The sequence below is a fragment of the Mucilaginibacter sp. AK015 genome (genome assembly GCF_014200785.1).
Lineage (GTDB): Bacteria > Bacteroidota > Bacteroidia > Sphingobacteriales > Sphingobacteriaceae > Mucilaginibacter.
In genome coordinates, this window is record NZ_JACHCV010000001.1 from 298,804 (window position 1) to 324,718 (window position 25,915).

At 46.5% G+C, this 25,915-nt stretch carries 20 protein-coding genes; 4 read left to right on the forward strand and 16 right to left on the reverse strand.

From position 1 onward, the window contains the following. The 4 genes from HDC91_RS01245 to HDC91_RS01260 are packed head-to-tail and all read right to left on the reverse strand — an operon-like array spanning position 1 to position 4,304. Positions 1-2,151: an exopolysaccharide transport family protein gene (locus HDC91_RS01245; RefSeq protein WP_183547768.1), complete on the reverse strand. Its 2,151-nt coding sequence runs from the start codon at positions 2,149-2,151 to the stop codon at positions 1-3. Between the two features lie 3 nt (positions 2,152-2,154). Then, positions 2,155-2,838: a TolC family protein gene (locus HDC91_RS01250; RefSeq protein ID WP_162432632.1), complete on the reverse strand. Its 684-nt coding sequence runs from the start codon at positions 2,836-2,838 to the stop codon at positions 2,155-2,157. 4 nt (positions 2,839-2,842) lie between these two features. Continuing rightward, positions 2,843-3,937 carry a sugar transferase gene (locus HDC91_RS01255; protein WP_183547770.1) on the reverse strand — a complete coding sequence of 365 codons (1,095 nt, stop codon included), beginning with the start codon at positions 3,935-3,937 and terminating at the stop codon, positions 2,843-2,845. Further along, the gene (locus tag HDC91_RS01260; RefSeq protein ID WP_162432630.1) at positions 3,915-4,304 is read right to left on the reverse strand and encodes a response regulator; all 390 of its coding nucleotides are present in this window, start codon (positions 4,302-4,304) and stop codon (positions 3,915-3,917) included. The genes HDC91_RS01255 and HDC91_RS01260 overlap by 23 nt, the downstream gene beginning before the upstream one ends. Positions 4,305-4,600: 296 nt before the next feature. Here HDC91_RS01260 and HDC91_RS01265 point away from each other — a divergent pair, with 296 nt between their 5' ends. Then, the gene (locus HDC91_RS01265; RefSeq protein ID WP_183547772.1) at positions 4,601-6,094 is read left to right on the forward strand and encodes a gluconokinase; all 1,494 of its coding nucleotides are present in this window, start codon (positions 4,601-4,603) and stop codon (positions 6,092-6,094) included. Here the strand turns inward: HDC91_RS01265 and HDC91_RS01270 are convergent. The 3 genes from HDC91_RS01270 to mnmA all read right to left on the reverse strand — a co-directional run bounded on the left by HDC91_RS01270 (position 6,091) and on the right by mnmA (position 10,321). Further along, positions 6,091-6,495, reverse strand: coding sequence for a hypothetical protein (locus HDC91_RS01270; protein WP_162432628.1), 405 nt, complete (start codon positions 6,493-6,495; stop codon positions 6,091-6,093). The genes HDC91_RS01265 and HDC91_RS01270 overlap by 4 nt on opposite strands. A 111-nt stretch (positions 6,496-6,606) precedes the next feature. After that, positions 6,607-9,006, reverse strand: a complete 2,400-nt coding sequence (gene topA, locus HDC91_RS01275) for a type I DNA topoisomerase (protein WP_183547773.1) — start codon at positions 9,004-9,006, stop codon at positions 6,607-6,609. Between the two features lie 226 nt (positions 9,007-9,232). Next, positions 9,233-10,321, reverse strand: a complete 1,089-nt coding sequence (gene mnmA / locus HDC91_RS01280; RefSeq protein ID WP_183547774.1) for a tRNA 2-thiouridine(34) synthase MnmA — start codon at positions 10,319-10,321, stop codon at positions 9,233-9,235. 218 nt (positions 10,322-10,539) lie between these two features. Here mnmA and HDC91_RS01285 point away from each other — a divergent pair, with 218 nt between their 5' ends. After that, complete coding sequence (locus tag HDC91_RS01285) at positions 10,540-10,998, forward strand: hypothetical protein (protein WP_183547775.1); 459 nt, start codon at positions 10,540-10,542, stop codon at positions 10,996-10,998. Positions 10,999-11,144: 146 nt separating this feature from the next. Here the strand turns inward: HDC91_RS01285 and HDC91_RS01290 are convergent, their stop codons facing one another. The 3 genes from HDC91_RS01290 to proB all read right to left on the reverse strand — a co-directional run bounded on the left by HDC91_RS01290 (position 11,145) and on the right by proB (position 14,314). Next, entirely contained in the window at positions 11,145-11,924 is a 780-nt protein-coding gene (locus tag HDC91_RS01290) for a DUF2231 domain-containing protein (protein ID WP_183547776.1), read from the reverse strand. A gap of 61 nt (positions 11,925-11,985) precedes the next feature. Then, positions 11,986-13,233, reverse strand: a complete 1,248-nt coding sequence (locus HDC91_RS01295; RefSeq protein ID WP_183547777.1) for a glutamate-5-semialdehyde dehydrogenase — start codon at positions 13,231-13,233, stop codon at positions 11,986-11,988. A gap of 1 nt (position 13,234) precedes the next feature. Further along, the gene (gene proB / locus HDC91_RS01300) at positions 13,235-14,314 is read right to left on the reverse strand and encodes a glutamate 5-kinase (protein WP_183547779.1); all 1,080 of its coding nucleotides are present in this window, start codon (positions 14,312-14,314) and stop codon (positions 13,235-13,237) included. Positions 14,315-14,665: 351 nt separating this feature from the next. Between proB and HDC91_RS01305 the strand changes: the two genes are divergently transcribed. Continuing rightward, entirely contained in the window at positions 14,666-17,617 is a 2,952-nt protein-coding gene (locus HDC91_RS01305) for a TonB-dependent receptor (protein ID WP_183547782.1), read from the forward strand. A gap of 254 nt (positions 17,618-17,871) precedes the next feature. Next, positions 17,872-18,210 carry a zinc ribbon domain-containing protein YjdM gene (locus tag HDC91_RS01310; RefSeq protein WP_183547784.1) on the forward strand — a complete coding sequence of 113 codons (339 nt, stop codon included), beginning with the start codon at positions 17,872-17,874 and terminating at the stop codon, positions 18,208-18,210. A gap of 167 nt (positions 18,211-18,377) precedes the next feature. Here HDC91_RS01310 and HDC91_RS01315 read toward each other — a convergent pair whose 3' ends face one another. The 6 genes from HDC91_RS01315 to HDC91_RS01340 all read right to left on the reverse strand — a co-directional run bounded on the left by HDC91_RS01315 (position 18,378) and on the right by HDC91_RS01340 (position 25,827). Next, complete coding sequence (locus HDC91_RS01315) at positions 18,378-19,628, reverse strand: sulfate adenylyltransferase subunit 1 (protein ID WP_183547786.1); 1,251 nt, start codon at positions 19,626-19,628, stop codon at positions 18,378-18,380. Between the two features lie 121 nt (positions 19,629-19,749). Further along, positions 19,750-20,655 carry a sulfate adenylyltransferase subunit CysD gene (gene cysD, locus HDC91_RS01320; RefSeq protein WP_183547787.1) on the reverse strand — a complete coding sequence of 302 codons (906 nt, stop codon included), beginning with the start codon at positions 20,653-20,655 and terminating at the stop codon, positions 19,750-19,752. A 94-nt stretch (positions 20,656-20,749) separates the two neighbouring features. Then, positions 20,750-21,463 carry a phosphoadenylyl-sulfate reductase gene (locus tag HDC91_RS01325; RefSeq protein WP_183547789.1) on the reverse strand — a complete coding sequence of 238 codons (714 nt, stop codon included), beginning with the start codon at positions 21,461-21,463 and terminating at the stop codon, positions 20,750-20,752. Continuing rightward, complete coding sequence (locus HDC91_RS01330; RefSeq protein ID WP_183547792.1) at positions 21,460-22,971, reverse strand: TSUP family transporter; 1,512 nt, start codon at positions 22,969-22,971, stop codon at positions 21,460-21,462. Before HDC91_RS01330 ends, HDC91_RS01325 begins: the two co-directional genes overlap by 4 nt. Then, on the reverse strand, positions 22,949-23,737 hold the full coding sequence (cobA, locus tag HDC91_RS01335) for a uroporphyrinogen-III C-methyltransferase (RefSeq protein WP_183547794.1): 789 nt from the start codon (positions 23,735-23,737) through the stop codon (positions 22,949-22,951). Before cobA ends, HDC91_RS01330 begins: the two co-directional genes overlap by 23 nt. After that, positions 23,734-25,827, reverse strand: coding sequence for a HEPN domain-containing protein (locus HDC91_RS01340; RefSeq protein WP_183547795.1), 2,094 nt, complete (start codon positions 25,825-25,827; stop codon positions 23,734-23,736). Before HDC91_RS01340 ends, cobA begins: the two co-directional genes overlap by 4 nt. Between the last annotated feature and the right edge of the window lie 88 nt (positions 25,828-25,915).

Below are 25,915 nucleotides of genomic sequence, written 5' to 3' on the forward strand. Positions count from 1 at the left end.
TTAAAACCTTTCTTTTTTCGGGTCGGTTTTATTTAATATCCAGCCGGCAAACTTGCTGTCCAAACTTCTTAAATAGTTGATATCGTCTTTCTGCCATTTTGAGATGCCCTTGTTAGCCTCGTATACAGCAATTGTTTTATTGGCAAATAACAGCCATTCTTTCGATTTATTAAGCGACGAAAGGGGAGGCGTTTCTATAATAATAATGTCGTATTTTGTTTTTAGCTCGTTAAACCTGCTGCGGATAAAGTTTTCGTCGCTAACTTCCAGCAGGGTAACGTCGCCGCCATGATTACCCATTACGTTAGTGGTGTTACTGAAGGTTTCATAATTGTCGGGATTGTTTTTGAAGTAATCCTCAACATAAACCTTAGGCTGCACCGTATTGCTGATGGTAGGGTTAATAAAGTTACCGTCTATCAGCAGCACTTTTTTGTTTATCATGGAGTAGGAGTAGGCCAGGCTGATGGCTAAAACCGTTTTACCCTCGTGGTTGGCCAAACTGGTTATGCCTAAAACTTTTTCGCCGCGTAATTCCTGGTCTATCTCAAACCTTATTGAACGGATAAGTTCTTTAAATAACTTCATTTTGTCGCGATGCTCAACATCCCACAACTTTTTAAGATCAAGCGAGCCCGTTACCGTATTCAGGTGCCCAACTAATGGCAAATGTGTACGGTTTACCAGGTCGGCAGGTTCTTTAATGGTATCATCAAAAAAGAATATGCCGAATAATACGATGACGCAGAACGCAAAGCTTACTATACCGCCTAAAATGATCAGCAGCATTTTTTTAGAAGGCTCGGCAGCATCGGGCGTCGCAAGTTCTACCTGGCGCAATTTGATCGAGAAGGTAGATTGCAGGTTGGTTTGATTGTATTTGTTTAATACATCAAGATACTCTTTACTGGCAATGTCAATATCAAAATTGTAGGTTTTTACAGTAGCGTCAAAAGGTACCAGTCGGTTAAACTTATCGTTTAACGTGTTTACAGCGTTGTTTATTGACTGGAGGCTGTATTTAGCCAGGTCGCGGCTTACCTCAAGCGTAAGTTTCTGCTTTACCAGGTCATCTTTACCGGTTAAGGGGTTAGTAATGTATTTATCAGACGTTTGGTTTATTTGCGCGGCAAGCTTATTTGATAACGAATCGATAGACGGTTTCAGCCTGGGGTTAAATCCGCTTCTTACATATTTATCAGTAAGTATATGTAGCTGGTCCTGCGAGTTTATTACCGCCTGGTTATATTTGCTTATGCTTGCCTCAATATATTTGCGTTCGCTTGGGTCAAATTTGTCGTCAATTTTTTTGATGGCCCCGTTATACGATGCCACATCCTTTTCGGCCTGCTGCTTGCGGTCGTTGTAGATCATGATCTGGTCAAAAATTGCTTTCGACTGTTCATCAAGATTGATCACCCCATTTTTTATTTTGTATTGCTGCAGTTTGTTGGTTTTGGCATTTAAGGCGTTGCGTTTCTCTTCCAGCAGGGTGGCCAGGTAGTTTACGGCGTCGGTTTCATTTTGTCTAACCGTATGTGTGTAATAATCAATAAACTGCTTGCAAAGCACGTTTACTACAAAAGCCGATAGCTGCGGGTTGCCCGATTCATAACTTACGGATATAAAATCGCTGTCTTCATCCCGGTTTATATATAAGTCTTTACGTAACGATCTTTCATCATATTTCATTGATCTAAGCAGTTCGTTTAACCCGTTCTCGTCTTTGTTATAGTACGATAGCGGCTGCATAGTTTTAAACTTATTTGTAAAAACCTCTATAGCGTGCTTGCGGGCGGCGGGGTTCATGCTGGCAAACAATTTGCTCTGCGGCTTAAACGGAACGCTGTCGGTAAGATCGTGCAGTATCAACTGGTACGATACCTGGTTTACCAGCGTCTTAAGCTTCATGATTTCTATCAGGTTACTAAACTCGTGGTTGATAGACTGTTCTTTAGCGGCGCCGGTAGGGTCCGCATCTAATAAGTGGCGCGATTCATCAACAATACCCGTAGCTATTTGGGCGCTTGAAATGTATTTATCGGCAAGATTTTTTACAAGGAAATACGATACGATAATTGTAACCAGCGGAATAATGATCAGCAGGTTCTTATGTTTCCATAAAAGTTTAAAAAAATTCCCTAACTCCATGCCCTATTTAACCTCTTCTAATTTAACACCCAAAATTTCTTCGAGATTAGCCTTCGCCGTTAGTGTGGCCAGTTCGCTTTGTACTTTGAAAGAATTTTGATTGTATAAGCTCGTTAAAGACTCGTTATAATCATGAAACGAAGTTTCTCCTTTTTGAAAGGTGTACTTCAGTTGCTTAACCGCAATTTCGCCGTCAACAACGGCCCTTGCACGGTTACGCAGGTCGGCCTGGGCTTCCAGGTAAGCAAAATACAGGCGTTTTACCTGCGCCTCTATTGAAAGGTTGTACTGTTGCTGCTGGTATTGCGCAATGTTCACTGTTTCCTTAGCAGTGCGGGTGGCAAAAGGTTTTGAAAACAATGTGCCTAAATTTACCGAAATACTTATTTGATAACCATTGAAAAACGTTGGGTTGGCCAGGTTTAATGAATTACGCGGGCTATAAATATACGAACCGGTGAAAGCATCAAGCCACATTACCTTTGATTGCGTGAGCGCGGCCTTGGCGGCATTTACCTGCGCCTGGCGTACTTTTACTTCGGGGTAGTTCTTTTTCGCTGTAGCTATCAGTTTTTCAAGGTAGGGGTACGAAACATCGGTAATAAACGACTCCTGTTGGGCGCTTGCAGCCGTAGCGCTGAACACCACAATCATCAAAACGAAAAATATCTTCAGTTTACTGTTCATTTTTTTAAACCTTCTCTTTTTGAAATAAAGCGGGCACTGTACCAATAATTATCTTCAGATCAAGCCATATCGAGTATTTTTGAGCGTAAAAGTTATCCAGTTTTTTACGCTCCCTTTCGCTCATATCCTCTTTGCCGCGCTTGCTTATCTGCCATAAACCGGTTAGGCCTGCCGGGCCCAGAAAGCGCATCGACCACTCGTTCGAGGTAAGCATTTCGGCCTCGTAAACCGGCAGTGGCCGGTTCCCTACCACAGACATATCACCCTTAAGGATGTTAAACAACTGCGGCAACTCATCAAGGCTTGAACTGCGCAAAAAATTACCCAGCCTGGTAATACGCGGGTCGTTCTTTATTTTAACAAAGGCTGCTTTTCCAGAGCCCTGCTCTTGCGCGGCATATTGGTTATTCTCCACAGCCATTTGCGCCAGCAGCTGATCGGCATCGGTGCGCATGCTCCTGAATTTGTAAAAATCAAATACTTTGTAGCCCGTTCCCACACGTTTGCTTTTATAAAGTATAGGCCCGCGCGAGTCTAACTTTATGGCGATGGCCACAATAAGCATTACCGGCAGCAAACAAATAAACATAGTGCCGGCTATTAACAGGTCAAGAAACCGCTTGCCAAAAGGCATTTTATAAGTAATATCAACTTCTTTTGAAAGTTCTAACAGCTTTGGCTTTATCAGCTTAAATTTTACCAGGAAGTTAAGCCTTTCGCGAAGGTCGGACGTAGAGAAGGGGTACGAGTAAAAATCGTGAAGTTTAAGCTGCATGGCCTTTTGTACCAGGCGCTTGTCTTTATGGGTTGACAGCATTACAATAATCACCCCGTTCAATAAAAAATTATGCTTTAACCGGTCAACTAATGCAAAGCATTCTTCGTCCTTATCAACTTCAATCAAAATAATGTCCGGAATGGTTAATATCGACTGATCGCCCAGGTAGTCCTCAAGGTCTTTAAGCGTATTGTTAAAAGCGATACGGAAATAGTTAGCCAGGTCATTAGCTATCAGGTCCTTCAGTTCCAAGCCTGCGTATGCAATCCTGATCTGGGAGTTCGAGTTTTCGTTCCAATCAGTTGCTGTCTTGTTCGTCATAAACTTTCAGGGCCTGGTTAATGGCTGTTTTTAGGGTTGTTGGGTTAAATGGCTTAGCTATGTGGGCCTCAACTTTAAAAGGCATCCTGGCTACCTGCTCATCAAGATCATGTGCCGCCGAAAGCAGGATGACAGGTATATCCCGATAAAAGCCGCTGATCTTTACATTTTTAACAAACGATTGCCCGTCAAAGTAAGGCATCTGCAAATCGGAGATAATTAGCTTGGGCATGTTACCATCCTCCAGCCAGCTAAATGCTTCAATACCGTTGTTTTTTACTACTATCTCGTAATCTTTTGATAATATAAAATTGAGTAGTTTTAAAATACTCAAATCGTCATCAACAATCAGTAAAGTTTTTTTCATGCCGACTCTAATTTGTAGTTTCTGGTTATAAATATGATATTTTTATATGTAATCGCCTAAAAAATATCATGCCAAATACTTCCAGACCGTGCGTGGAAAACATCAAATATTTATCTCCCAGCTACCTACGCAAAATTTCGAATTCGATTTTTATTTTAAAAGTAGAGTAATTTATTTCGATAGTGAATTAAATTCCGCATATCGGGACGCATTTGTTGACAAATATTGCCATTGTGGATTTTTTTTTAAATATCTTCTGCTATGTTTACGCACATCGTTAAAATTAGTTTCGGGTTATGCAAAATTACTTTGTTGGTGTTGATTTAGGTACGGGTAGTGCCAAGGCGGTGGCTGTTAATGCCGATGGCAAAACAGTTGCTGTTGCGCAGCACCATTATCCTACAAACAATCCTAAACCCGGTTATAGCGAGCAGGATGCCGAACGGATATGGCAGGCCTTTGTAAAATGTATAGCCCAGATCACCGCGCAGTTAAAAGCAGCCCCGGCCGCCATAAGCTTTAGCAGCGCTATGCATAGTATAATGCCGGTTGACGAGCATGGCAGCGCCATGGCCGATGCCATGCTATGGTCTGATTCGCGGAGCGCGGATATCGCGCTCCGGATAAAAGCATCTACAGACGGCGAAGACCTATACCGGCACACAGGCACCGCAATTTATGCCATGTCGCCATTGTGTAAGCTGGTATGGATGCGCGAAAACACCGGTGCCCTGTTTAAACAAGCGCATAAATTCATTTCGGTTAAAGAGTATATCTGGTTTAAGCTGTTCGGCGTTTTCGAGGTGGATTATTCAATTGCTTCTGCCACGGGTATGTTTGATATACTGGAACTAAAATGGTATAACAAAGCGCTCGATTTGGCCGGTATAAATAGTGCCAAGCTTTCCGCGCCGGTTAATACCGATCATACGCGATACCTGGCATCTACAGGTATTTTGCCTGGTGTTAACACCCCTACAGCTTTTATTATAGGCGCCAGTGATGGCTGCTGTGCTAATCTTGGCGGCAATGCGGTAAGGCCGGGAGTAGGGGCGCTTACCATTGGCACCAGCGGCGCTGTAAGGGTTGGGGGCAGCGCCCCCGTTTATAATTATGGCGCCATGACATTCAATTACCTGTTAAACGCCGATACGTTTATCAGCGGCGGGGCCGTAAACAATGGCGGCGCAGCCGTAAACTGGCTTTTAAAAGATTTTCTGAAGATTGACAATATTACTGAAGAAGCATATCAAACCCTTTTTAACCAGCTATCGACCGTAAGGCCCGGTAGCGAAGGATTGGTATTTTTACCTTACCTGTACGGCGAGCGGGCGCCTGTTTGGGACGCCAAAAGTTCGGGCGCTTTTATAAATATAAATTTTAAACATCAACAGCAGCATTTTTTAAGGGCTGCTTTAGAGGGCATCTGTTTTGCGCTGAACGATGTGCTGCTCGCGGTTGAATCTGCAGAAAGCCGGGTAACCGAACTGGTGATCAGCGGCGGGTTTATATCATCGCCAATATGGGTACAGCTATTGGCAGATATCACCGGCAAAAAGCTGGTGCTGCTGCAATCAGAAGATGCATCCGCCATAGGGGCAATTTACCTGGCTATGCAGGCACTTGGGCTGGATATAAAACAAATTGTAAACAACGAAGCCGCCCATAAAGATGTAATAGAACCTAATGCAGCGGCTCATGCACTTTACGGTAAAATATATCCGATATATAAAAAGCTGTATAGCGATATCAGGTTATCGGTACATCAACTTTACGATCTGAATAATTAACGGATCATTACGCCTGGCTTATTAACTACCGGCAGTTTTATAAAGTTTTCCTCTACAATGCTTTCCGGTAAAAAGATGAATTTTTTATCGAAAATTTCTTTGCCGATGTAATAGCTAAGCCAGTACTCGTTGTTCAAACCAAAGGTTTGCTCGTCAATGGGCTCGATAAGCTTGTAAGAGTTGGCCTCAACAACAGGGAAGGAGTGGCGCAGGATGGAAGTTTTAACTTGTTCACCATCCTTTTCGCCATAGCCTTTTGAGGTTACCAGCACATTCTCTAAAGGTTGGTTCTTAAGGTTGATAAGGTACACGTACCAAACTTTGCTTTCGGGGTTCTCGCCCTCCAACGCAACCGCTACCGCTATATCTTTTACCACATTTGGTGGAAGGTCTTTTATCATTGTTTTTGCTGTTGTATATGTTGTAAAGTTGGAATGTTGTAAGGTTAAAAAGTTGGTTGCTGACAATTAAATTAAACCTTACAACATTTCAACCTTAAAACGTTTCAACAATTACTTCTTTTTCGCGACCGTCTTCTTTTTGGCGGGCGCTTTTTTTGCCGCGGGTTTGGCGGCGGCCACGGTTTTACCAAAACGGCCTTTTTTCGCGTCTTTAGGCATGGCATCAGCTAACGCTTTGCACTGTTCGTAAGTTAGTGTAGTTGGGTCGGTAATATCCTTTGGTATTTTAACGTTCAGCTTGCCAAATTCAATGTAAGGCCCCCAACGGCCATTTAAAACTTTAACAGTTTCATCTTCCGGAAACGACTTAATAAGCCTTTCGGCGTCTTTTTTACGTTTAGCCTCAATCAGTTCAATGGCCTGTTCTTCGGTAACATCAAGCGGATCTATCTCTTTTGGCAGTGATACAAAAGCGCTGTTATGGCTTATGTACGGGCCAAAACGGCCAATTGCTACCTTCATCACCTTACCCTCGTACTCGCCAACCACTTTTGGCAGTTTAAACAGTTCAAGTGCTTCCTCCAAGCTAATGGTTTCTATACTTTGGCCCGTTCGCAGGCTGGCGTACAATGGTTTCTCCTCATTTTCGTCGCTGGGGTTCTCGCCAATCTGAACAAAAGGACCGTAACGACCTATACGTACCGAAACCTTTTTGCCGCTCTCGGGGTGTACACCCAACTCGCGTTCGCCGGTTGCTTTGTCGGCGGTTTCAATGGTACTTTGCACATCTTTATGAAATGGGTTGTAAAACGTGCGGATCATCTTCGTCCACTCCTGCAAGCCCTGGGCTATCTCATCAAATTGTTTTTCAACGCTGGCGGTAAAGTTAAAATCAACGATGCCATGAAAATGCTGCACCAAAAAATCGTTCACCACCGCGCCGATATCAGTTGGGAACAGTTTCCCGCGTTCGGCACCCGTATTCTCTGTTTTGGTTTCCTTTGTGATGTTGTCGCCCTTAAGTGTCATCACCCTAAAGTTACGCTGGCGGCCTTCGCGCTCCTCTTTAACCACATAACCGCGGTTTTGTATGGTAGATATAGTAGGAGCGTAGGTAGAGGGGCGGCCGATACCAAGCTCTTCTAGTTTCTTCACCAAACTTGCCTCGGTATACCGTGCCGGCGGGCGCGAAAAGCGCTCGGTAGCGGTTAGTTCCTGCAGATTTAAAACCTGGCCTTTTGTTAAAGGCGGCAATATAGCGTTCTCGCCATCAGCGGTTTGGTTTTCATCATCGTCGTCGCTGCTCTCCAGGTAAACTTTCAGGAAACCGTCAAATTTCATCACCTCGCCATTGGCCACCAGGTCTTCCTTTCGGGTTGATATACTGATCTTTGCAACGGTTTTCTCAAACTGCGCTTCGCTCATTTGCGAAGCAATAGCGCGTTTCCATATCAGTTCGTAAAGGCGTTTCTCATTGCTTTCGCCGTTAATGGTATGGTTGTTAAAGTAGGTGGGGCGTATGGCCTCGTGTGCTTCCTGCGCGCCTGCGCTCTTGGTTTTATATTTACGTTGCTGATGGTATTTATCGCCGTAGGCCGATACAATTTCGGCGGCGGCGGCATTAAGCGCCGTATCGCTCAGGTTTACCGAGTCGGTACGCATGTAGGTGATATATCCTGATTCGTACAAACGCTGGGCTACCTGCATGGTACGCGCAACCGAGTAGCCGAGTTTCCGGCTCGCTTCCTGCTGCAGGGTGGAAGTGGTAAAGGGCGCGGCGGGCGAGCGTTTGGTTGGCCTCGTCTCCAGCGATTTGATCTCAAATATGGCGTTAATGCAATCCTGCAGAAATTTTTCAGCATCTTCCTGCTTGCTGAAACGCTCGGGCAATTCAGCTTTAAAAGCATCGCGGCCTTTGCCGAATATCGCCACAATTTTAAATGCGGCCTCGGCTTTAAATTTATTCACCTCGCGCTCGCGGTCAACGATCAACCTAACGGCAACCGACTGCACACGGCCTGCCGACAGCGATGGTTTAACTTTTTTCCATAAAACGGGCGATAGCTCAAAACCAACCAGCCTGTCTAAAACGCGGCGGGCTTGCTGTGCATTTACAAGGTTGTAATCTATTTTACGGGGATTTTCTATTGCCTTCATAATGGCCGGCTTGGTTATCTCATGGAAAACGATCCGGCGGGTATCAGGTTCTTTTAATCCCAAAGTCTCAAATAAGTGCCATGATATGGCCTCTCCCTCGCGGTCCTCATCGGATGCGAGCCATACAATGTCTGCTTCTTTAGCTAATTTCTTTAACTCGCTCACAACCTGCTTTTTATCGGCAGGTACCTCATATTTTTGATTGAAGTTATTGTTGATATCGATAGCATCTTCAGACTTCACCAGGTCGCGGATATGGCCGTAGCTTGATTTTACGGTAAAGTCCTTTCCGAGGTATCCTTCAATGGTTTTGGCTTTCGCCGGCGATTCAACTATGAGTAAATTTTTAGCCATTTAAGCGGGTGTTTTTTTGCAAAGAAAACATAAAATGCGTTAGAAACGCAAATTAATTATACTGTTAAAGGGTAGTAATGTTTTAAAGCTGGAAAGTTTTGAGGCTTTTTTGGCCTTTTAAAACCGTCATTGCCGGGTACGAAGCAATCTCTTTAGGAAGTACATCTTTCATAGCAATTAGCTCAAGGAGATTGCTTTGTACCTCGCAACGACGCGCGGAGGGCGATTAAATCAAAAATCCGCCGCCCAGCAGGTCGCTGCCTTCGTAGAATACGGCCGACTGGCCTGGCGCGATGCCTGATACCATATGATCGAACGATACCTTCATGTGGTCGCCTATCTGCACTATCTTGCTTTCGGTACCTGCATCCTTGTACCGTATTTTGGTTACGGCTTCAATAGGTTCTTTAATACTTTCGTATTTAACCAGGTTAAGGTTGCGTACCCATGCTTCTTTCTTTTCAAGCTCTTCAATAGTACCTAAAACAACGGTATTATTCTCCGGTTGAATTTTGGTTACAAACATAGGTTTGCCTAAAGCAATGCCCAGACCTTTGCGTTGGCCAATGGTATAGTAAGGGTAGCCAAGGTGCTTGCCTACTACGGTGCCGTCTGTTAATACAAAATTACCCGCGCCAACACGTTCGTCAAGGTCTTCAACTTTATGACGCAGAAACGCCCTGTAGTCGTTATCAGGCACAAAGCAGATCTCGTAGCTTTCGCTTTTACCTGCCAGTTCCAGTTGACCCATATCCACGGCCATCTGTCTGATCTCAGGTTTTGAGAAACTGCCTAACGGGAATTTGGTACGCGCCAGGTTTTGCTGCGATACGCCCCAAAGCACGTACGACTGGTCTTTATTTTCGTCTTTGCCTTTTGATATTACATACCGGCCGTTATCCTGCAGGCGGATGTTGGCATAATGCCCTGTCGCTATATATTCGCAATCCAGCTTATCGGCACGTTTTAAAAGGGCTTCCCATTTAATGTGGGTGTTGCACAGCACGCATGGATTGGGGGTGCGGCCTGCAAGGTATTCGTCAACAAAGTTATCGATAACAAAATCGCCAAACTCGTTGCGTATATCCAGTATGTAATGCGGGAAACCATAACCAACGGCCAAAGCACGCGCATCGTTAATGCTGTCCAGACTGCAGCAGCCGGTTTCTTTTGAACTGCCGCCGCTTGCGGCGTAGTCCCAGGTTTTCATGGTAAGGCCGATAACCTCATAGCCCTGTTCGTGCAGCATTACTGCTGCTACAGAACTATCAACCCCGCCGCTCATTGCCATTAATATCCTGCCGTGCTTACTCATAATGGCTGCAAAGATAAGGTTTTACTGTTTAAGGTGATGATGGCTTGGGTCAGGGGAGGGTAAAATGGTGTTTGCTTGTAAACCGTCATTCCGAGCGATAGCGTGGCAATCTTCGATAGACCTGTTAGCAACCGCATGTATAAAGGTAATTGGTCGAGTTTGTCTTGTTATGAACGCCGGTCCGCTCATTGCCGCGGAGGGCTACTTGTTTTTCGCTGTTGTTTGTTTTTTTTAAGGTGCTCAAGAGGGCTTCGCCGTTTTCTCTTGATAGAAAAGAAGCAAAAGATCAAGTCAGAGCGATGCTTCAGCCCGCCCTGCCGGTTCTTAACGCTTTTTTCTCGATTGTTCGCTTCGCTCCAATCCATCGAAAAAAGCTAAACCGTCATTCCCGCCATACACCCGGCCCGCTCACTCTGACAGGAAGCCCCCCGCTCTTAAAGCCTGACAAAACGGAACGTCATTGCGAGCGTAGCGTTGCAATCTTCGATAGAAAAGCCGCTGAAAAGAAAAACAGTACAGTCCTAACGTCACCGCCAAATGCGGCATTGGCCTGTTCGGATAGCACAGACCTTGCCTCAGCACACCCATTCACAGAGCAGGACGCAGCCGCGACTTTTCTTTTTGGTACTTTTTCTTTTGAGAGAAAAGAAAAAGTACATCCACTGACGGTGATATAACACAAACACATTCCTAACGAAGAACTAATTCAAATTATCGTCTTGCGCCTGTAAAGAAGTGCTTAAACTCTACATGTCTGTGACGAGATAAACGCAAACCTGCGTACGCGCTCGTTGCAGAAGAGCGCGCGGGGTGCGAGGTTTAACTAAACACTTATATAAACAACACCATCCTTTTCCTGAACGGGGTAAACAGCTATATTATCCTTTGCAGGCCCCGCCTTAAGGGCCCCCGTTTTACAATCAAACTGCGACCCATGCCAGGGGCATTGAACGGTGCCGCAAATCATTGCCCCACCCGCCAACGAGCCGCCTTTGTGGCAGCATCGGTCTTCAAAGGCCACATACCCTTTACCGGTGTTACCCAGCACTATTCGTTTCTCACCTACATGTACAAGCTTCATCTGGTCGGTTTTTAACTCATCGGCGGCAGCAACTTCTATTAAACCGCTGCTGTCGGCTATATGCGCCTCGTTCCACTTGCCGGCGCCGGCATACCTTATATCTACACCTATCTGATTGCGGTATGCCAGTGTTCCGCCAAGCCATCCCGAAATGAAGAGCATAATAGTGCCCACGCTTTCAAGCGCTATGATCAAACCAACAGACGAATCATCGCGAAGCGTGTATGCTATGGCAAAAACAACTACCAGTGTAAGGTTAACCAGCCCGTGTGTTGCCGCGCGCTTTTTACCCGAACTTTCCGGCGGCACCGTCCCGAAATAATCTATAACGCCCGGTATCGCAGCTATAAGCGCAGTGATTATCCCGGCAATTTCCAGGTAGCTGCCTGTTTGCCAGTAACTGGTGTTCCCGGTGGTTACCCTTAAAATATCGAAAATCAATGTTCCGATCAAAAATGCGATGGGGAAGGGTATAAGAATAGGATGAATAGGGTGCCCTTTGATGTTTGCCTTGCTTCTCATGGTTATATAGTTGCTAACTATATAAAACATAAGGCCATGCTTTGTTTTTACGAAAGCGCGATTAAGGTGTACGTATCTGCCCGCTACCCTTTACTATCCATTTATAGCTGGTCAGTTCTTCGAGCCCCATTGGGCCGCGTGCGTGCAGTTTTTGGGTACTGATGCCTATTTCGGCGCCAAGCCCAAACTGCGCACCATCGGTAAAGGCGGTTGAGGTGTTTACATAAACCGCCGCGGCATCAACACGGTTCAGGAAAGACTCGATATTCAGCTCATCCTCAGATATGATAGCCTCGCTGTGTTTAGAACTGTTTATGGCGATATGATGCAATGCCTGATCTAAATCATCTACTGTTTTTATAGACAGCTTCATTGATAAAAACTCGGTACCAAAATGTTCAGGCTTAGCTTCTTCCAAAAGAACGGCCGGGTATATGCCATCAAGCACTTCGTAAGCCCTTTTATCGGCATAAACTGCTACACCTTTTTGGCCCAGTGGCTCGGCTATATGCAGCAGGTCGCCCAGCCGTTTGCTGTTTATAATAAGGCAATCCAGCGCGTTACAAACACTTACCCGGCGGGTTTTGGCGTTATCCACAATGGCGATGGCTTTCTCCAGGTCGCCGGTTTCATCAAAATAGGTGTGCACAATGCCCGCACCAGTTTCAATAACGGGCACCTTGCTGTTATCGCGCACGTAATTAATAAGGTTTTGACTGCCTCGTGGTATCAGCACATCTACAAAGCCAACGGCGTTCAACAAAGCCTCGGTAGCTTCGCGTTCAACAGGCAGCAGCGTAGCAAAATTAACATTAATGTTATGCGCCGACAGAACCTCATGAATGATCTTCATGATAGCGTGGTTAGAATTATGAGCATCGCTGCCGCCCTTTAATATGCTGATATTGCCGGTTTTAAAACACAGCGCAAAAACATCAAAAGTAACATTTGGCCGTGCTTCGTAAATTACGCCAACTACACCCAGGGGTACGCGTACCTTTTTGATATGCAAGCCATTAGGAAGGGTTGTTTCTGATAACACTTTACCCAGCGGACTATCCAGCCCGGCCACATTCTCTATATCCGCGGCTATTGCTTTTATTCTTTCGGCAGTCAGTGTAAGGCGGTCGTACTTGGGGTCGGCAGGGTCCATGCGTTCCAGGTCTTTTCTGTTCTCCTGCAACAGGTAATCCGTTTGTTCAATAGCGGCCTTGGCCACATCAAGCAATACCTTATTTATAAGAGCAGGGGATGGGGCGGCATTACGGCCGGCAATTAACGCATTTTCAAAATAGTGTTTGTAATCCATATTATCCCTGCAAATAAAGGTAATCGTAGTGTACCAGTGCCTTCTGGTTTTTTTTACCGGTTAGTTCCCGGGCTTTGTCAGCCCCGTATTCAGCCAACCCCAGGCCTATGGTTTTGTTGTGCTCGTCGGTTATCTTAATGATCTCGCCCTTCTTAAAATCCGATATTACTTTAATTATCCCCACCGGCAGCAGGCTGGAAGCCTTATTTGAAACAAGTACTGTTTTAGCGCCCTCGTTTACCTGTACCACACCGGTTGCCGAGTTCTCAGAATGGGCTATCCATTTCTTTTTGCCCGATGCTTTTTTAGTAGGGGTAAAGCATGTATGTACCGCCTTGTTAGCCAATACATCTGTCAGGATATTCTCTTTTGTGCCGTTGGCGATGTGTACCGCAATGCCGAGCTTGGCTGTTTTTTGGGCGATGGTTGATTTGGTGATCATTCCACCGCGGCCAAACTGCGAGCGCCCCGAACTTACGAAGGAAGAAAAATCTATTCCCGCATCGTTTACTTCGGTAATCACTGAGGATGTGGCCAGTTTGGGGTCGCCGGTGTAAACGCCGTCTACATTGGTCAGCACAATAAGGGCCTGTGCGTTCAGCATGGCCGCTATCAGCCCGGCAAGTTCATCATTATCGGTAAACATCAGTTCGGTTACCGATACCACATCGTTCTCGTTTATTACCGGGATAACATTATGCTGCAACAATATTTCCAGGCAGTTACGCATATTCAGGTAATGAAGCCTGTCGCGGAAATCTTCTTTGGTAACCAACACCTGCGAGCAAAGCAGCTTAAATTTTTCGAATAGCTGTGAATAGGTATTAATCAGTTTTACCTGCCCGATAGAGGCCAGGAGCTGGCGCACGGCCACTGCATCTGATTTTTCGGAAACCGATATCAAACTCCTGCCGGATGCTACCGCGCCCGACGATACCAGTATCACTTCGATACCCTGCCTTTTAATTTCGGCTATCTGGTTTACCAAATGGGCAATACGCTCTGCATCGGGCAGGCCATCTGCACGGGTAATAACGTTCGAACCTATTTTGATAATAATGCGCCGGTAGTTGAATGACATTAATGTATAGCGATTTAGTCGACAATAATAACAATTTGCCGTTGGATTCGGATGGGAAATATATAATACCAACGGGGGTAGGTGGGTTACTTATCCCTTTTTATTGCGCAGTTGTAATAAATACCAGACATTACGTAAGATTAAAATATTATTTTTTATAAAAATATTTGGATGGCAGGGAACATTTTTTACTTTTGTCTACTTATTCTATAGACAATGTATTATTTATCTACATCCTTGTTAGTTTCCATATCCCGAATGCAGTGCCCAACTGCGTGCTGTTGTTGTTAAATACACCCCGAAAACAACCGAATTTTCTTCAATTTTTTCAATTTTTTTCAACCTTATTCCATGAGATCCTTTACGAATTTCTATAAGATCATTGTGCTTTTTTTAACCCTTTTGCCGGGCGTGGCACTGGCCCAGCTAAATGGTAACTACGCCCTGAGCGGAAAGGTAAACGACGACCACGGCCAGCCGCTAACAGGTACAACGGTATCTATAAAAGGTACCGATAACCGCACCGCCACCGACACCGCAGGCAGGTTTACGCTACAAACTAATGCTAAACTTCCGTTTACGCTGGTATTTAGCGCGGTAGGTTTTCAAACGCAGGAGTTTGAGATAAAGAACGCGCAAAGCGCTTTAAATGTGCAGCTTAACACCCAGGCTTTATTAATTAACGAGGTAGTGGTTACCGCATCCCGAAGGGAAGAAAAGCTTTTGCGCTCGCCGGTGGCTATCGAAAAACTGAGCATCACCGCCCTTAAACAATCGCCCGGCCCAAGCTTTTACGACGCGCTGGAAAACGTGAAAGGAGTGCAAATGACCACCACAAGCATCACCATGAAGGTGCCCAATACGCGTGGCTTTAACAGCCCTAACAACTTTAGGTTCATGCAGTTAGCTGATGGGGTAGATATGCAGTCGGCTACGCTTGGCGTACCCCTTGGCAACGCCATTGGCCCTACTGAACTGGATATAGCCAGCATCGAAATTACCCCCGGCGCTGCTGCTGCCTTGTATGGTACAAATGCTATTAACGGGTTATCAAATTTGTTTACCAAAGACCCATTTAAAACACAGGGGCTTAGCTTTTACCATCGTACCGGCATTAACCATGTGGATGGTATCGGCATTAAGCCCAGTACCATTAACGAAACAGCCATACGCTTTGCAAAAGCCTGGAACGATAAGTTTGCCTTTAAAGTTAACGCCAGCTACTTAACCGGGACCGACTGGCAATCGAACACCCGGCGCGACCAAAACCCGGGCAACCTGAAGACCGTTAACCCAGCGTATCCCGAGCTTACAGGTGCCAGCAACGCAGCCTATGATGGCTGGAACAAATATGGCGACGACGCGCTTGCCGGAAGCAATACCGTATCTATAAAGGGCATTGTGGTTGATGGCGTGGCCAGGCCAAACCTCACCGTTGCCCGTACGGGTTACAACGAGGTAGACCTGGTTGATCCCAAAGTTACCAATTTAAAGCTGGATGGCACGCTGGCCTATAAGATCGCGCCAACCATCCAACTGTCGTACACGTACCGGTATGGCACTATGGACGGGGTTTTTCAGCGCGGAAATAAAATATCTTTGAATGGCGCATCGGTACAAAATCATAAGATAGAACTAAAGGGGTCCGACTTTTTGGTACGGGCGTATGAATCTATCGAAAACACGGGTAATTCTTTTAACGTTAAGCCCCTGGCCGATAACCTGGACCTAAACCACGCCAGCAACTCGGCATGGGGAACGGCTTATAAAAACGCGTTAACCGCTTATGCAAACGCGCACGGCGGTGCTTTAACATCCGCTAACCTGGCTGCTGCGAGTGATGCGGCCCGAGCCGCTGCAGATGCGGGCAGGGTAGAGCCTGGCACACAGGCCTTTAATGATCTGCGCAAAACCATTATTGGCATTAACAATTGGGATATTAAATCGAGTTTGATACCTAACGCGCCGGTTACCGGTGGGGCCGCTTTGGTGCAAAAAAGCCATTTATTTAACGCCGAAGCCCAGTGGGACGTTACCAAAAAAGTAAAGTTTGTTGACCTGCTGATTGGTGCCGACGTACGCGTTTACAACATCATTCCCGATGGGAATAATTTTGTGGACTTTAACCGCCCCATTGCCGACAGGAACACCCCTTTAGCTGATGGCAGCTTCGGCGATAATGTAACCTATAAAAAGTATGGCGCTTTTACCCAGGTTACCAAAACCTTCTTTGGCGATAAATTAAAGCTTTTCGGCTCTATCCGGTGGGACCGTAACCCGTACTTCGATCCAAAATTTACACCGAGGCTGGCAGCGGTTTATTCGCCAACGCAAAACCATAATTTCAGGTTTACGTTCCAGAACGGGTATCGCTTTCCGTCGTTGTTCGAGGCATTATCATACGTAAATAACGGCCGTGTTAAACGTGTGGGCAGCCTGGAGTTTATTAATGAAGGTTTGGGCTATCTCAACAACAGCTATACGCAGCAATCGGTAACCGCCTTTAATGCCGCTGTAAAGGCGCAGTCGACCACCGGCGACGATGCCACCGCCCTGGCTAACCGTGGCTTGTTAAAAGTAGCCGACCTGCCGAAGGCCCGGCCCGAACAGATCACTTCGTTTGAGGTTGGATATAAAGGGATCTTCTTAGATAACAAAGTTTTTGTGGACATAGATGCCTATGCTAACCGCTATAACGGCTTTTTAGGCCAGGTACAAGTATTTGTGCCGAACGCTGCCACTGTTGGCTCAGACGCAGCCGTATTAGCCATGCTGGATATTAACCGCGACCCTACAACCGCCACTGCTAATAACGCCGCGAGCGCGGGCCAGAGCCGTTACCGGGTTTATACCAATGCTAAAAACAGTTATAACAACTACGGGTCCTCGGCCGGATTAAGCTATAATTTTTATCAAAAATATACCGTATCGGGCAACGTTAGCTTCAATAAACTGAAAGCGCAGCAAACCTCAGATATTTTTGTTACAGGCTTTAATACACCCGAGTGGAGCGGTAATTTTTCGTTCGGCAACCGCGAGGTAGTCAAAAACCTGGGCTTTAACGTGGTGTACAAATGGCAGCAGGCCTACCTGTGGGAAAGTCCGCTGGTTACAGGCGCTGTGCCAGCCATCCACACGCTTGATGCACAGGTTACCTTAAACGTACCGATGTACCATGCCACGTTCAAGATCGGCGCTACAGATATATTCAACAAACGCTACATCCAATACGCTGGCGGCCCGACAATAGGCGGCATATACTACGCATCAGTTACGCTGGACGGGCTCTTGAGTGGTAAGTAGTTCTAAGTCTTAAGTTTCAAGTCCAAAGTCTGAAGTTAGATGTGGAGCTACTTCGGACTAAAGACCCCGGACTTCGGACTTTACAAAGATCCTATTTGTTTTTTAGGTATAATTTAGTTTTTCGAAAAGCGGGCGGGCGAGCTGCCCGTTTTTTTGTGGAAATAATTATCGTGGGGGACGAACCCGTTACTTTGATACCTATTCGCGTTGTAGGCGGAATTGTTAACTTTGCGCCCTTAATAAATTCAAAAACTATGAGCGAATTAGCCCCTTGCCCGGTCTGCAAATCTCCCTATACTTATGAACTTGAAAGCATGCTGGTTTGCCCGGAATGCGGACACGAATGGCCCGCCATAGAAGAACAAGGAGCTGAGGACGGTTTTGTGGTTAAAGATAGTAACGGCAATATTCTGCAGGATGGCGACACCGTAGTAACCATCAAAAACCTCCCCGTAAAAGGTACTTCGCAAACCATCAAGGCCGGCACAAAGGTTAAAAACATCCGTTTGGTGAACAGCGATCATAACATCGATTGCAAAATAGATGGTTTTGGTGCAATGGCGCTTAAATCGGTGTTTGTTAAAAAAGCCTGAGCCGGTTTATCTGGGTGAATCACTTTGCTGACTTTTGAAGAGCAATACTGAAACCAGTTAGGATGATCAGGGGGCATTTAAAACGAATAACCCCGCACGAGTTGCACCTCGCACAGGGTCTTCTTACTTCACTTAACGGTTTATATAATAATTGGAAATTATTCCGGTTACTCTACCGACTGGCGCAGCATCAGCGCGCCTACGGTTACATTGGTGCGGCTATCGATTATAATAGCACCGCCGTTGGCCTTGTTTACCTGGTAGGGGTCGAAAGCTAAGGGCTCAGCGGTTTTTATTACGATACGGCCAATATCATTCAGCTTAAACTCATCATCAAAGTCCCTTTCGAGTGTGTTAATATTCACTTTGTATATTATCTCCTGTATTTTGCAGCGAATGGTTTTGGTATTGTGCTGCACCAAATAGGTAAGCGAGGTATCCAGCGGGCGGGTATCCATCCAGCACAGGTCGGCCTCAATAACGTTGCTTAGTTGTGGCTGCCCCGCGCTGTTAACAATGATATCGCCACGGCTGATATCGATATCGTCCTGCAGGTGTACCGTTACCGACATGCCCGCTAAAGCTTCTTCGGGCTGCTTATCGTATACTTCAATTTTTGAAATAGTGGAGCTAAAACCAGAAGGGAGTACCGTAACCTTGTCGTTTACCTTGAACGACCCGCTTGACACCCTGCCGGCATAGCCGCGGTAATCGTGCAAGGCATCTGTTTGCGGGCGCACCACCCATTGCACAGGCAGACGGGCATGTGCCGATGCATCGTCTATTTTCAGTTCCACGTTCTCTAAATGCTGCAAAAGGCTGTCGCCCAGGTACCAGGTCATTTTTGATGACGGGTAAACAATGTTATCGCCTTTTAGCGCGCTTACCGGTATGTAGGTAACATTCTCCAGGTTAACTTTAGCGGCAAGTTTCTTATAGTCAGTTACAATTTGTTTAAAAACCTCTTCACTGTAATCAACCATATCCATCTTGTTGATGGCAACCACCACCTGCGGGATCTGCAACAACGATACCAAAAACGAATGCCGCGTAGTTTGCTCCACAACACCCTTACGGGCATCTATCAGGATAATGGCCAAAGCCGCGTTGCTCGCCCCGGTAACCATATTACGGGTATACTGGATGTGCCCGGGCGCATCGGCAATAATGAATTTGCGCTTATCGGTCTCAAAATATTTGTAGGCTACATCAATGGTAATGCCCTGCTCGCGCTCGGCTTTAAGGCCGTCGGTTAAAATGGCAAGGTCAATGCTGCCATCGTCGTTCTTGCGGTTGGATGCATGCAGGGCCTCCAGCTGATCGGCCAGGATAGCTTCACTATCGTATAACAGGCGACCTATCAAGGTGCTTTTGCCATCGTCTACACTGCCTGCGGTTATAAATTTTAATATATCCATTGTTGGATTTTAGATTTTAGAATTACGATTTCGGATTTATTTACATTTTGATTTTTGGTAGGATTTCCAATTGAGGATGTGCCTATGCACAAATCCGAAATCGAAAATCGTAAATCCGAAATCAAAAATATCCTCCCTTTTTCCTGTCTTCCATGGCGGCTTCGCTTACTTTATCATCCATGCGGGCGCCGCGCTCACTTATTTTTGATGAGGCTATCTCATCGATGATATCATCTATCTCAAACGCGTACGATTCAACAGCAGCGGTACAGGTCATGTCGCCAACGGTGCGGAAACGCACGTTACGGCGCTCTATCACATCATCCTCATCCATATTTAAAAATGGCGAGGCTGCCATTAGCTGACCGTTGCGGGTGATACAATCGCGCTGATGTGCAAAGTAGATGGTAGGCAACGGTATGTTTTCGCGACGGATGTAGTTCCATACGTCAAGCTCCGTCCAGTTGCTTATCGGGAACACGCGCACGTTTTCGCCCTTGTGGATCTTACCGTTGTAAATATCCCAAAGCTCGGGGCGCTGGCGTTTGGGGTCCCACTGGCCAAACTCGTCCCGTACCGAAAAGATACGCTCTTTGGCGCGGGCCTTCTCCTCGTCGCGGCGGGCGCCGCCAATACAGGCGTCAAAACCGTGTTTGGCAATGGTATCCAGCAGGGTAACGGTTTGCAAAGGGTTACGGCTGGCGTTTTTCCCCTTTTGTTCCACTACCTTTCCTTCGTCAATAGTGTCCTGTACATGGCCTATGATCAGCTTTTCGCCTATACGGGCTATCATTTCATCACGGTAAGTAATGGTTTCTTCAAAATTGTGCCCTGTATCTATATGAACCAGCGGGAAAGGCAACTTACCCGGGCGAAAGGCTTTTAAAGCCAAATGCACCAGGGTGATAGAATCTTTACCCCCGCTAAATAACAGCGCAGGTTTTTCAAACTGCCCCGCTACTTCGCGCAGAATATATATGGCCTCTGCCTCTAATTCGTCCAGGTAATCTAACCGGTATTTGCTCATTTTATACTTATTTTTTATAGTCTAAAGCTTAAAGCAGAAAGCAAAAGGCTTTTTGCCATGCATCTTCAGTCTTCCAGCTTTCGGCTTTATTCTTTCAGCTTTCAGCTTGCGTAACGTGTAAACCACACTCTTTTTTGCTTTGGTCTTCCCACCACCAGCGCCCGGCCCTGAAATCCTCGCCGGGCTGTACCGCCCTGGTACAGGGCAGGCAGCCAATACTTGGGAAACCCCTGTCATGCAAAGTATTGTAGGGGATATTATATTGTTTGATGTAAGCTTTTACATCCTCTAATGTCCAGCGGAAAATGGGATGGAACTTGATAAGCAGGTTGCCTGCATCCCATTCCACATTGTGCATATCCTCGCGGTTGGGCGATTGCTCGGCACGGATGCCGGTGATCCAGCACTGGTTGCCTGCCAGTGCGCGGTGCAACGGCTCTATCTTACGGATGGCACAGCACTCCTTACGGTTATCCACCGACTCGTAAAAGCTGTTTGGGCCTTTGGCGTTCACCATTTGCTCCAGCTTGTTATTATCCGGATAGTAAGCATGGATAGGCTTGCCGTAGATCTCCATGGTGCGGTTCCATACGTAATAAGTTTCGGGGAACAGGCGACCGGTTTCGAGCGTGAAAACTTTTATGGGGATATTATTGGCAAATATCATGTGCGATATCGCCTGGTCTTCCCATCCAAAACTGGTCGAAAAAACGATCTCGCCGGTAAACAACTCTGCCAAAGCATGCAGGGCATCCACCGGGTGTTTGCCGTTCACCAATCGCGATATGTAATCGGTAGCCACCATCATATTACCCTGATTAAAAAGTTAATGATACTACGGATGCTGATAAGGATTACAATAACCGCTACCGACAGCATAATGGCTTTTGCCGAGATCCTGTTAGAGATGCGTGCAGCTACCGGCGATGCCAGCGCGCTGCCAATTACCAAACCTGCCACAGCATCCCAGTGCGAGCTGTTGAGCATAGTGATAAAGGTAAGCGAGCTCATGAGCGCGATAAAGAATCGCGAAAGCTTTACGGTACCCAGCGAAAAACGGGGATGGCGGCCGCCGGCTATAAGTGTAGATAAAACAATAGAACCCCAGCCGCCGCCGCCAACAGCATCAATAAAGCCGCCCCCTAAACCCAAAAGCGATATTTTCTTTATTTTTTCGGTTTTGTGTTTACGGTTAAGGTTGATAGCTTTTTTCAGGATAACGGTACCCAGTATCAGGGTATAAAGTGATACTGCAGGTTTGGTGTATTGCGCGTAATGCTCTAATGAGGATAATAAATACGCCCCGGCTACCGCGCCCACGATACCGGGTATCAATAATAACTTAAACAGTTTCCAGTTTACGTTGCCCATGCGGTAGTGCATCCAGCCTGCTATGCCGTTGCTCATGATCTCGGACAAGTGTACCCCCATACTTGCTGAAGCAGGAGGGATGCCCATTGAGAGCGAAAAAGTGGTTGATGTTACCCCGTACGACATGCCGATGGCGCCATCTATCAGGGCAAACAAAAAACCTGCCCCCAGGAAGTAATAAAACACCGGCGAAATGGTTTCTACGTAACCCCTGAACGCGGGGTCTTTAAACCATAAGGCTGCAATGGCGATCAACAAAAAGGCGATAGATGCACCCCAAACCAATAGCTTAAGATTTTTATTGCTGGGTGGTTTTTGCCCGCCTATCAGCACGGCGGTTACCCGGTTCAGCTCCTTTACCTTATGGGTAAAATCGCCTGCCAGGGTGTTGCGCACCTCGTTCATTTGCTGCAGGGTAATATCCAGGTCGGCGGGCAGGGCGTCGCCTAAAACTTCTTTAAGGCGTTTGGCTATGGTTGGTGATTTCCCGTTGGTAGAGATACCTATTTTTAGGTCGCCTTTTTGTACGATGGAACCTAAATAAAAATCGCACAGTTCGGGCTTGTCCGCTACGTTTATCAGCAGTTTGCGGTCATGCGCCGCCTGGCGGATGTATTTGTTCAGTTCGCTGTCATTTGTAGCGGCTATCACAATGTCGGCGTTATCAAGGTCGTTATCGGTAAATGATTTTTGCACGATCTTTACCATCGGGTATTGTGCAACCAGTACATGCACGGCAGGTAAAAAATCTTTAGAAATAATGGTAACGGCAGCCCCAGGACTGTTTTGCAACAGCGCCGTAAGCTTTTCCAAACCAACCTTGCCACCGCCAACCAGCGCCACATGCAGGTTATTAAGCTTTAAAAACACCGGGAACAATTGGTTGCCCGGTGTTTGTTGCGGCTCTACAGCTGTTAAACTATTATCTTGCGGCAACAACGTCATAAACTTCTTTTACCAATTTAAACTGCGGATGTAACGATACTACTTCGCCCAATACAATAAGGGCAGGAGAAGTGATACCCTGTTGGGCAGCCAGGTCTGCAATGTTTTCGGCTACGCCAATAACTACCTTTTCGTTAACGGTGGTGCCGCTTTGTATCACGGCAACAGGCAACTGGCCTTTGCCTTCATTCTTAAATATTTCTACGATGTTGGCAAGCTTGTGTATACCCATCAGCACTACAATGGTAGCGTTGGTTTTAGCGGCATCGTAAAGGTCGGCGGATATTTTACCATCACTAGTAGTACCGGTAACCACCCAAAAACTTTCGCTTAGCCCCCGGTGGGTAACAGGAATGCCCTGTAATCCGGGTACACCTATCGAACTTGAAATTCCCGGAACTACCTTTGTAGGAAGGTTATATTCGGCTGCAAAATCCAGTTCCTCGTGCCCACGGCCAAATACAAAAGGGTCGCCGCCTTTTAAGCGTACCACATGGCCATAGTTCAGCGCGTAATCAACCATCAAACGGTTAATGTTATCCTGCGAAAAGGTATGGTCGCCCGAGCGTTTGCCTACATATATCTTAGTGGAGTTTGCAGGGGCAATTTCCAGCAGTTCGTCATTCACCAGGGCATCGTATAAAACCACATCTGCGGTTTGCAAAGCTTTAATGCCTTTTAACGTGATCAGTTCTGCATCGCCGGGGCCGGCGCCAACAAGGGTGATGCGTGCTTGTTTTATTGTATTGGTATCGTTGTTTATCATAGCTGCAACACTGCCTCTCTTTTTAATTTTGTTGCTTCTAAAAAATCTGCAGCCTGCTGTTTGTAAGCAGCGGCAAACTCTTGCGAAGGTTCGTTTTTATTTATTTGTAGCACCAGGTCGTTAAACGTGCTGTCTAAATTGATCTCCCCGGTTGAAACGTAATGGTTATCAAACTCGCGGATAATGCCCGCCTGTGTGCTGCTGTTAATGCCTTTATCGAGCAATAGCGCTTTTGCGGCACTGATGAAGGTATTGTAAGCGTGGTAAATAGCATCAGACCAGGCCCCGTTATCGAAGGCGCCGTTTGCCCAGCCCAGTTTCTCCTCCGACTCATACAACAGGGTCGCTACCAGGTCTATGATCACCCCTGCGCATTCGCCCACGCCAATGGCCGAAACATAGTTTTCCTGGTGGCCCCAGTCAATAAACTCGTCGTCGGTTAGGGTGGTCAGGTCGGCAAGGGGTTTTAACAGGCGATAGAAATAATCTTTGCCCTGCCTGTCGTAATAAGCGTGGAAGGTTTCTTCTGAAATTGAATTGAGTTTATAATCATCCAAAACTGTCCTTAAAACATGCGTTGCCCTTTTTGATGGCACTTTTATTACCCTTTCCGCTATGCGGCCAACACCGTTACCAACAGTGCCGCCCCCAAGCATTACCTGTACCGATGGCAGCACCTTTGTGCCTGCCTTTAACGAACTGCCGTGAAAGCCTATATGCGCCAGGCCATGCTGACCGCAACTGTTCATACAACCGCTTATTTTTATTTTGATATCGCGGTTGGTAACAAACTCGTCGTATTCGTTGTAGATCAGATCTTCCAGCACGCGCGCCATGGTCATGCTGTTGCTGATGCCCAAGTTACAGGTATCGGTGCCCGGGCACGTAGTAACATCGGCAACACTGTCGAATCCCGGAGTAGCAAAATTGAGCGCATTTAAACCCTCATATAAGGCAGGCAACGCTTCTTTTCGCACATATTTTAGCAGGAGCCCCTGGTTTTGCGTGATACGGATCTCATCTGCGGCATATGGCTGTATAGCCGCTACCAGTTTACGTGCAACATCAGTGGGGATATCGCCCACGGTTACTTTAATATACACGCCGTAAAAACCGGCCTGCTTTTGTTCAAACACGTTGGTTGCCAGCCATTGCTCGTACCGGAACGGGTTGGTAGTTTCTACATCACTGAAAACGTTATCTTCCGGCAACGCAGGCTGCGGTACAGCGTCGCGGTTAATTTTAAAGCTTTTTACTTTCAGGGCGGTGCGCTCTTCCCGGGCCAGGCGCAACACTTCATTTAAACCTATTTTTTGGATAAGATATTTTAAACGTGCCTTGTTGCGGTTATTGCGCTCGCCGTGGCGGTCGAACACCCGGATGATCGCCTCGATATACGGTATCAGCTGATCTTCGGGTAAAAATTCTTCTACGGGGCTGGCCAATAGTGGCTGGGCGCCGAGGCCACCGCCTAACAGTATTTTAAACCCGCGTTCCCCTGCTTCGTTTACTGTAGGTATCGCGCCGATATCATGGATGTAGGAGAACGCAGTATCAGCATCGCTTGATGAGAAGGAGATCTTAAACTTGCGGCCCATTTCCTGGCAGATGGGGTTGCGTAGAAAATATTCGAAAGTTGCCTGTGCATATGGCGACACATCAAAAGGTTCCAGCGGATCGATCCCGGAGGTGGGGGACGATGTTACGTTACGCACGGTATTGCCGCAAGCTTCGCGCAGGGTAATATCGTCCTGCTCCAGTTCGGCCCATAACTGCGGTGTACGGTCCAGGCTAACATAATGTATCTGGATATCCTGGCGGGTGGTAAGGTGCAGGTTGCCGCTGCCATATTCGTCGGCTATATCGGCAATTTTTAAAAGCTGTTTAAAAGTGACCTTGCCAAACGGTAGTTTGATACGCACCATTTGTACACCGGGTTGCCTTTGGCCATAAACCCCGCGGGCCAGGCGGAGGCTCCTGAACTTTTCGTCGTGTATTTTGCCCTCGCGGAACGCACGGATCTTTCTTTCCAGGTCTATGATGTCCTGTTCCACTATAGGGTTCTCCAGTTCTGTTCTGAAGCTTTGCATATTCGGTACTTGATTTAGTTAACTCAAAAAAAAGCCCCTTCGGCTGTGGCTGAAGAGGCGAATATTATCTATCTACACATTTACAGCC

Excerpts from the sequence above, each read along its gene's own strand:
- HDC91_RS01330 (WP_183547792.1), bottom strand. The coding sequence starts at position 22,971 with ATGACGTTGTTGCCGCAAGATAATAGTTTAACAGCTGTAGAGCCGCAA.
- HDC91_RS01260 (WP_162432630.1), bottom strand. The coding sequence starts at position 4,304 with ATGAAAAAAACTTTACTGATTGTTGATGACGATTTGAGTATTTTAAAA.
- HDC91_RS01255 (WP_183547770.1), bottom strand. The coding sequence starts at position 3,937 with ATGACGAACAAGACAGCAACTGATTGGAACGAAAACTCGAACTCCCAG.
- HDC91_RS01315 (WP_183547786.1), bottom strand. The coding sequence starts at position 19,628 with ATGGATATATTAAAATTTATAACCGCAGGCAGTGTAGACGATGGCAAA.
- topA (WP_183547773.1), bottom strand. The coding sequence starts at position 9,006 with ATGGCTAAAAATTTACTCATAGTTGAATCGCCGGCGAAAGCCAAAACC.
- HDC91_RS01265 (WP_183547772.1), top strand. The coding sequence starts at position 4,601 with ATGCAAAATTACTTTGTTGGTGTTGATTTAGGTACGGGTAGTGCCAAG.
- HDC91_RS01250 (WP_162432632.1), bottom strand. The coding sequence starts at position 2,838 with ATGAACAGTAAACTGAAGATATTTTTCGTTTTGATGATTGTGGTGTTC.
- HDC91_RS01295 (WP_183547777.1), bottom strand. The coding sequence starts at position 13,233 with ATGGATTACAAACACTATTTTGAAAATGCGTTAATTGCCGGCCGTAAT.
- HDC91_RS01290 (WP_183547776.1), bottom strand. The coding sequence starts at position 11,924 with ATGAGAAGCAAGGCAAACATCAAAGGGCACCCTATTCATCCTATTCTT.
- HDC91_RS01340 (WP_183547795.1), bottom strand. The coding sequence starts at position 25,827 with ATGCAAAGCTTCAGAACAGAACTGGAGAACCCTATAGTGGAACAGGAC.
- HDC91_RS01310 (WP_183547784.1), top strand. The coding sequence starts at position 17,872 with ATGAGCGAATTAGCCCCTTGCCCGGTCTGCAAATCTCCCTATACTTAT.
- HDC91_RS01245 (WP_183547768.1), bottom strand. The coding sequence starts at position 2,151 with ATGGAGTTAGGGAATTTTTTTAAACTTTTATGGAAACATAAGAACCTG.
- HDC91_RS01305 (WP_183547782.1), top strand. The coding sequence starts at position 14,666 with ATGAGATCCTTTACGAATTTCTATAAGATCATTGTGCTTTTTTTAACC.
- HDC91_RS01270 (WP_162432628.1), bottom strand. The coding sequence starts at position 6,495 with ATGATAAAAGACCTTCCACCAAATGTGGTAAAAGATATAGCGGTAGCG.
- HDC91_RS01325 (WP_183547789.1), bottom strand. The coding sequence starts at position 21,463 with ATGATGGTGGCTACCGATTACATATCGCGATTGGTGAACGGCAAACAC.
- cysD (WP_183547787.1), bottom strand. The coding sequence starts at position 20,655 with ATGAGCAAATACCGGTTAGATTACCTGGACGAATTAGAGGCAGAGGCC.
- proB (WP_183547779.1), bottom strand. The coding sequence starts at position 14,314 with ATGTCATTCAACTACCGGCGCATTATTATCAAAATAGGTTCGAACGTT.
- mnmA (WP_183547774.1), bottom strand. The coding sequence starts at position 10,321 with ATGAGTAAGCACGGCAGGATATTAATGGCAATGAGCGGCGGGGTTGAT.
- cobA (WP_183547794.1), bottom strand. The coding sequence starts at position 23,737 with ATGATAAACAACGATACCAATACAATAAAACAAGCACGCATCACCCTT.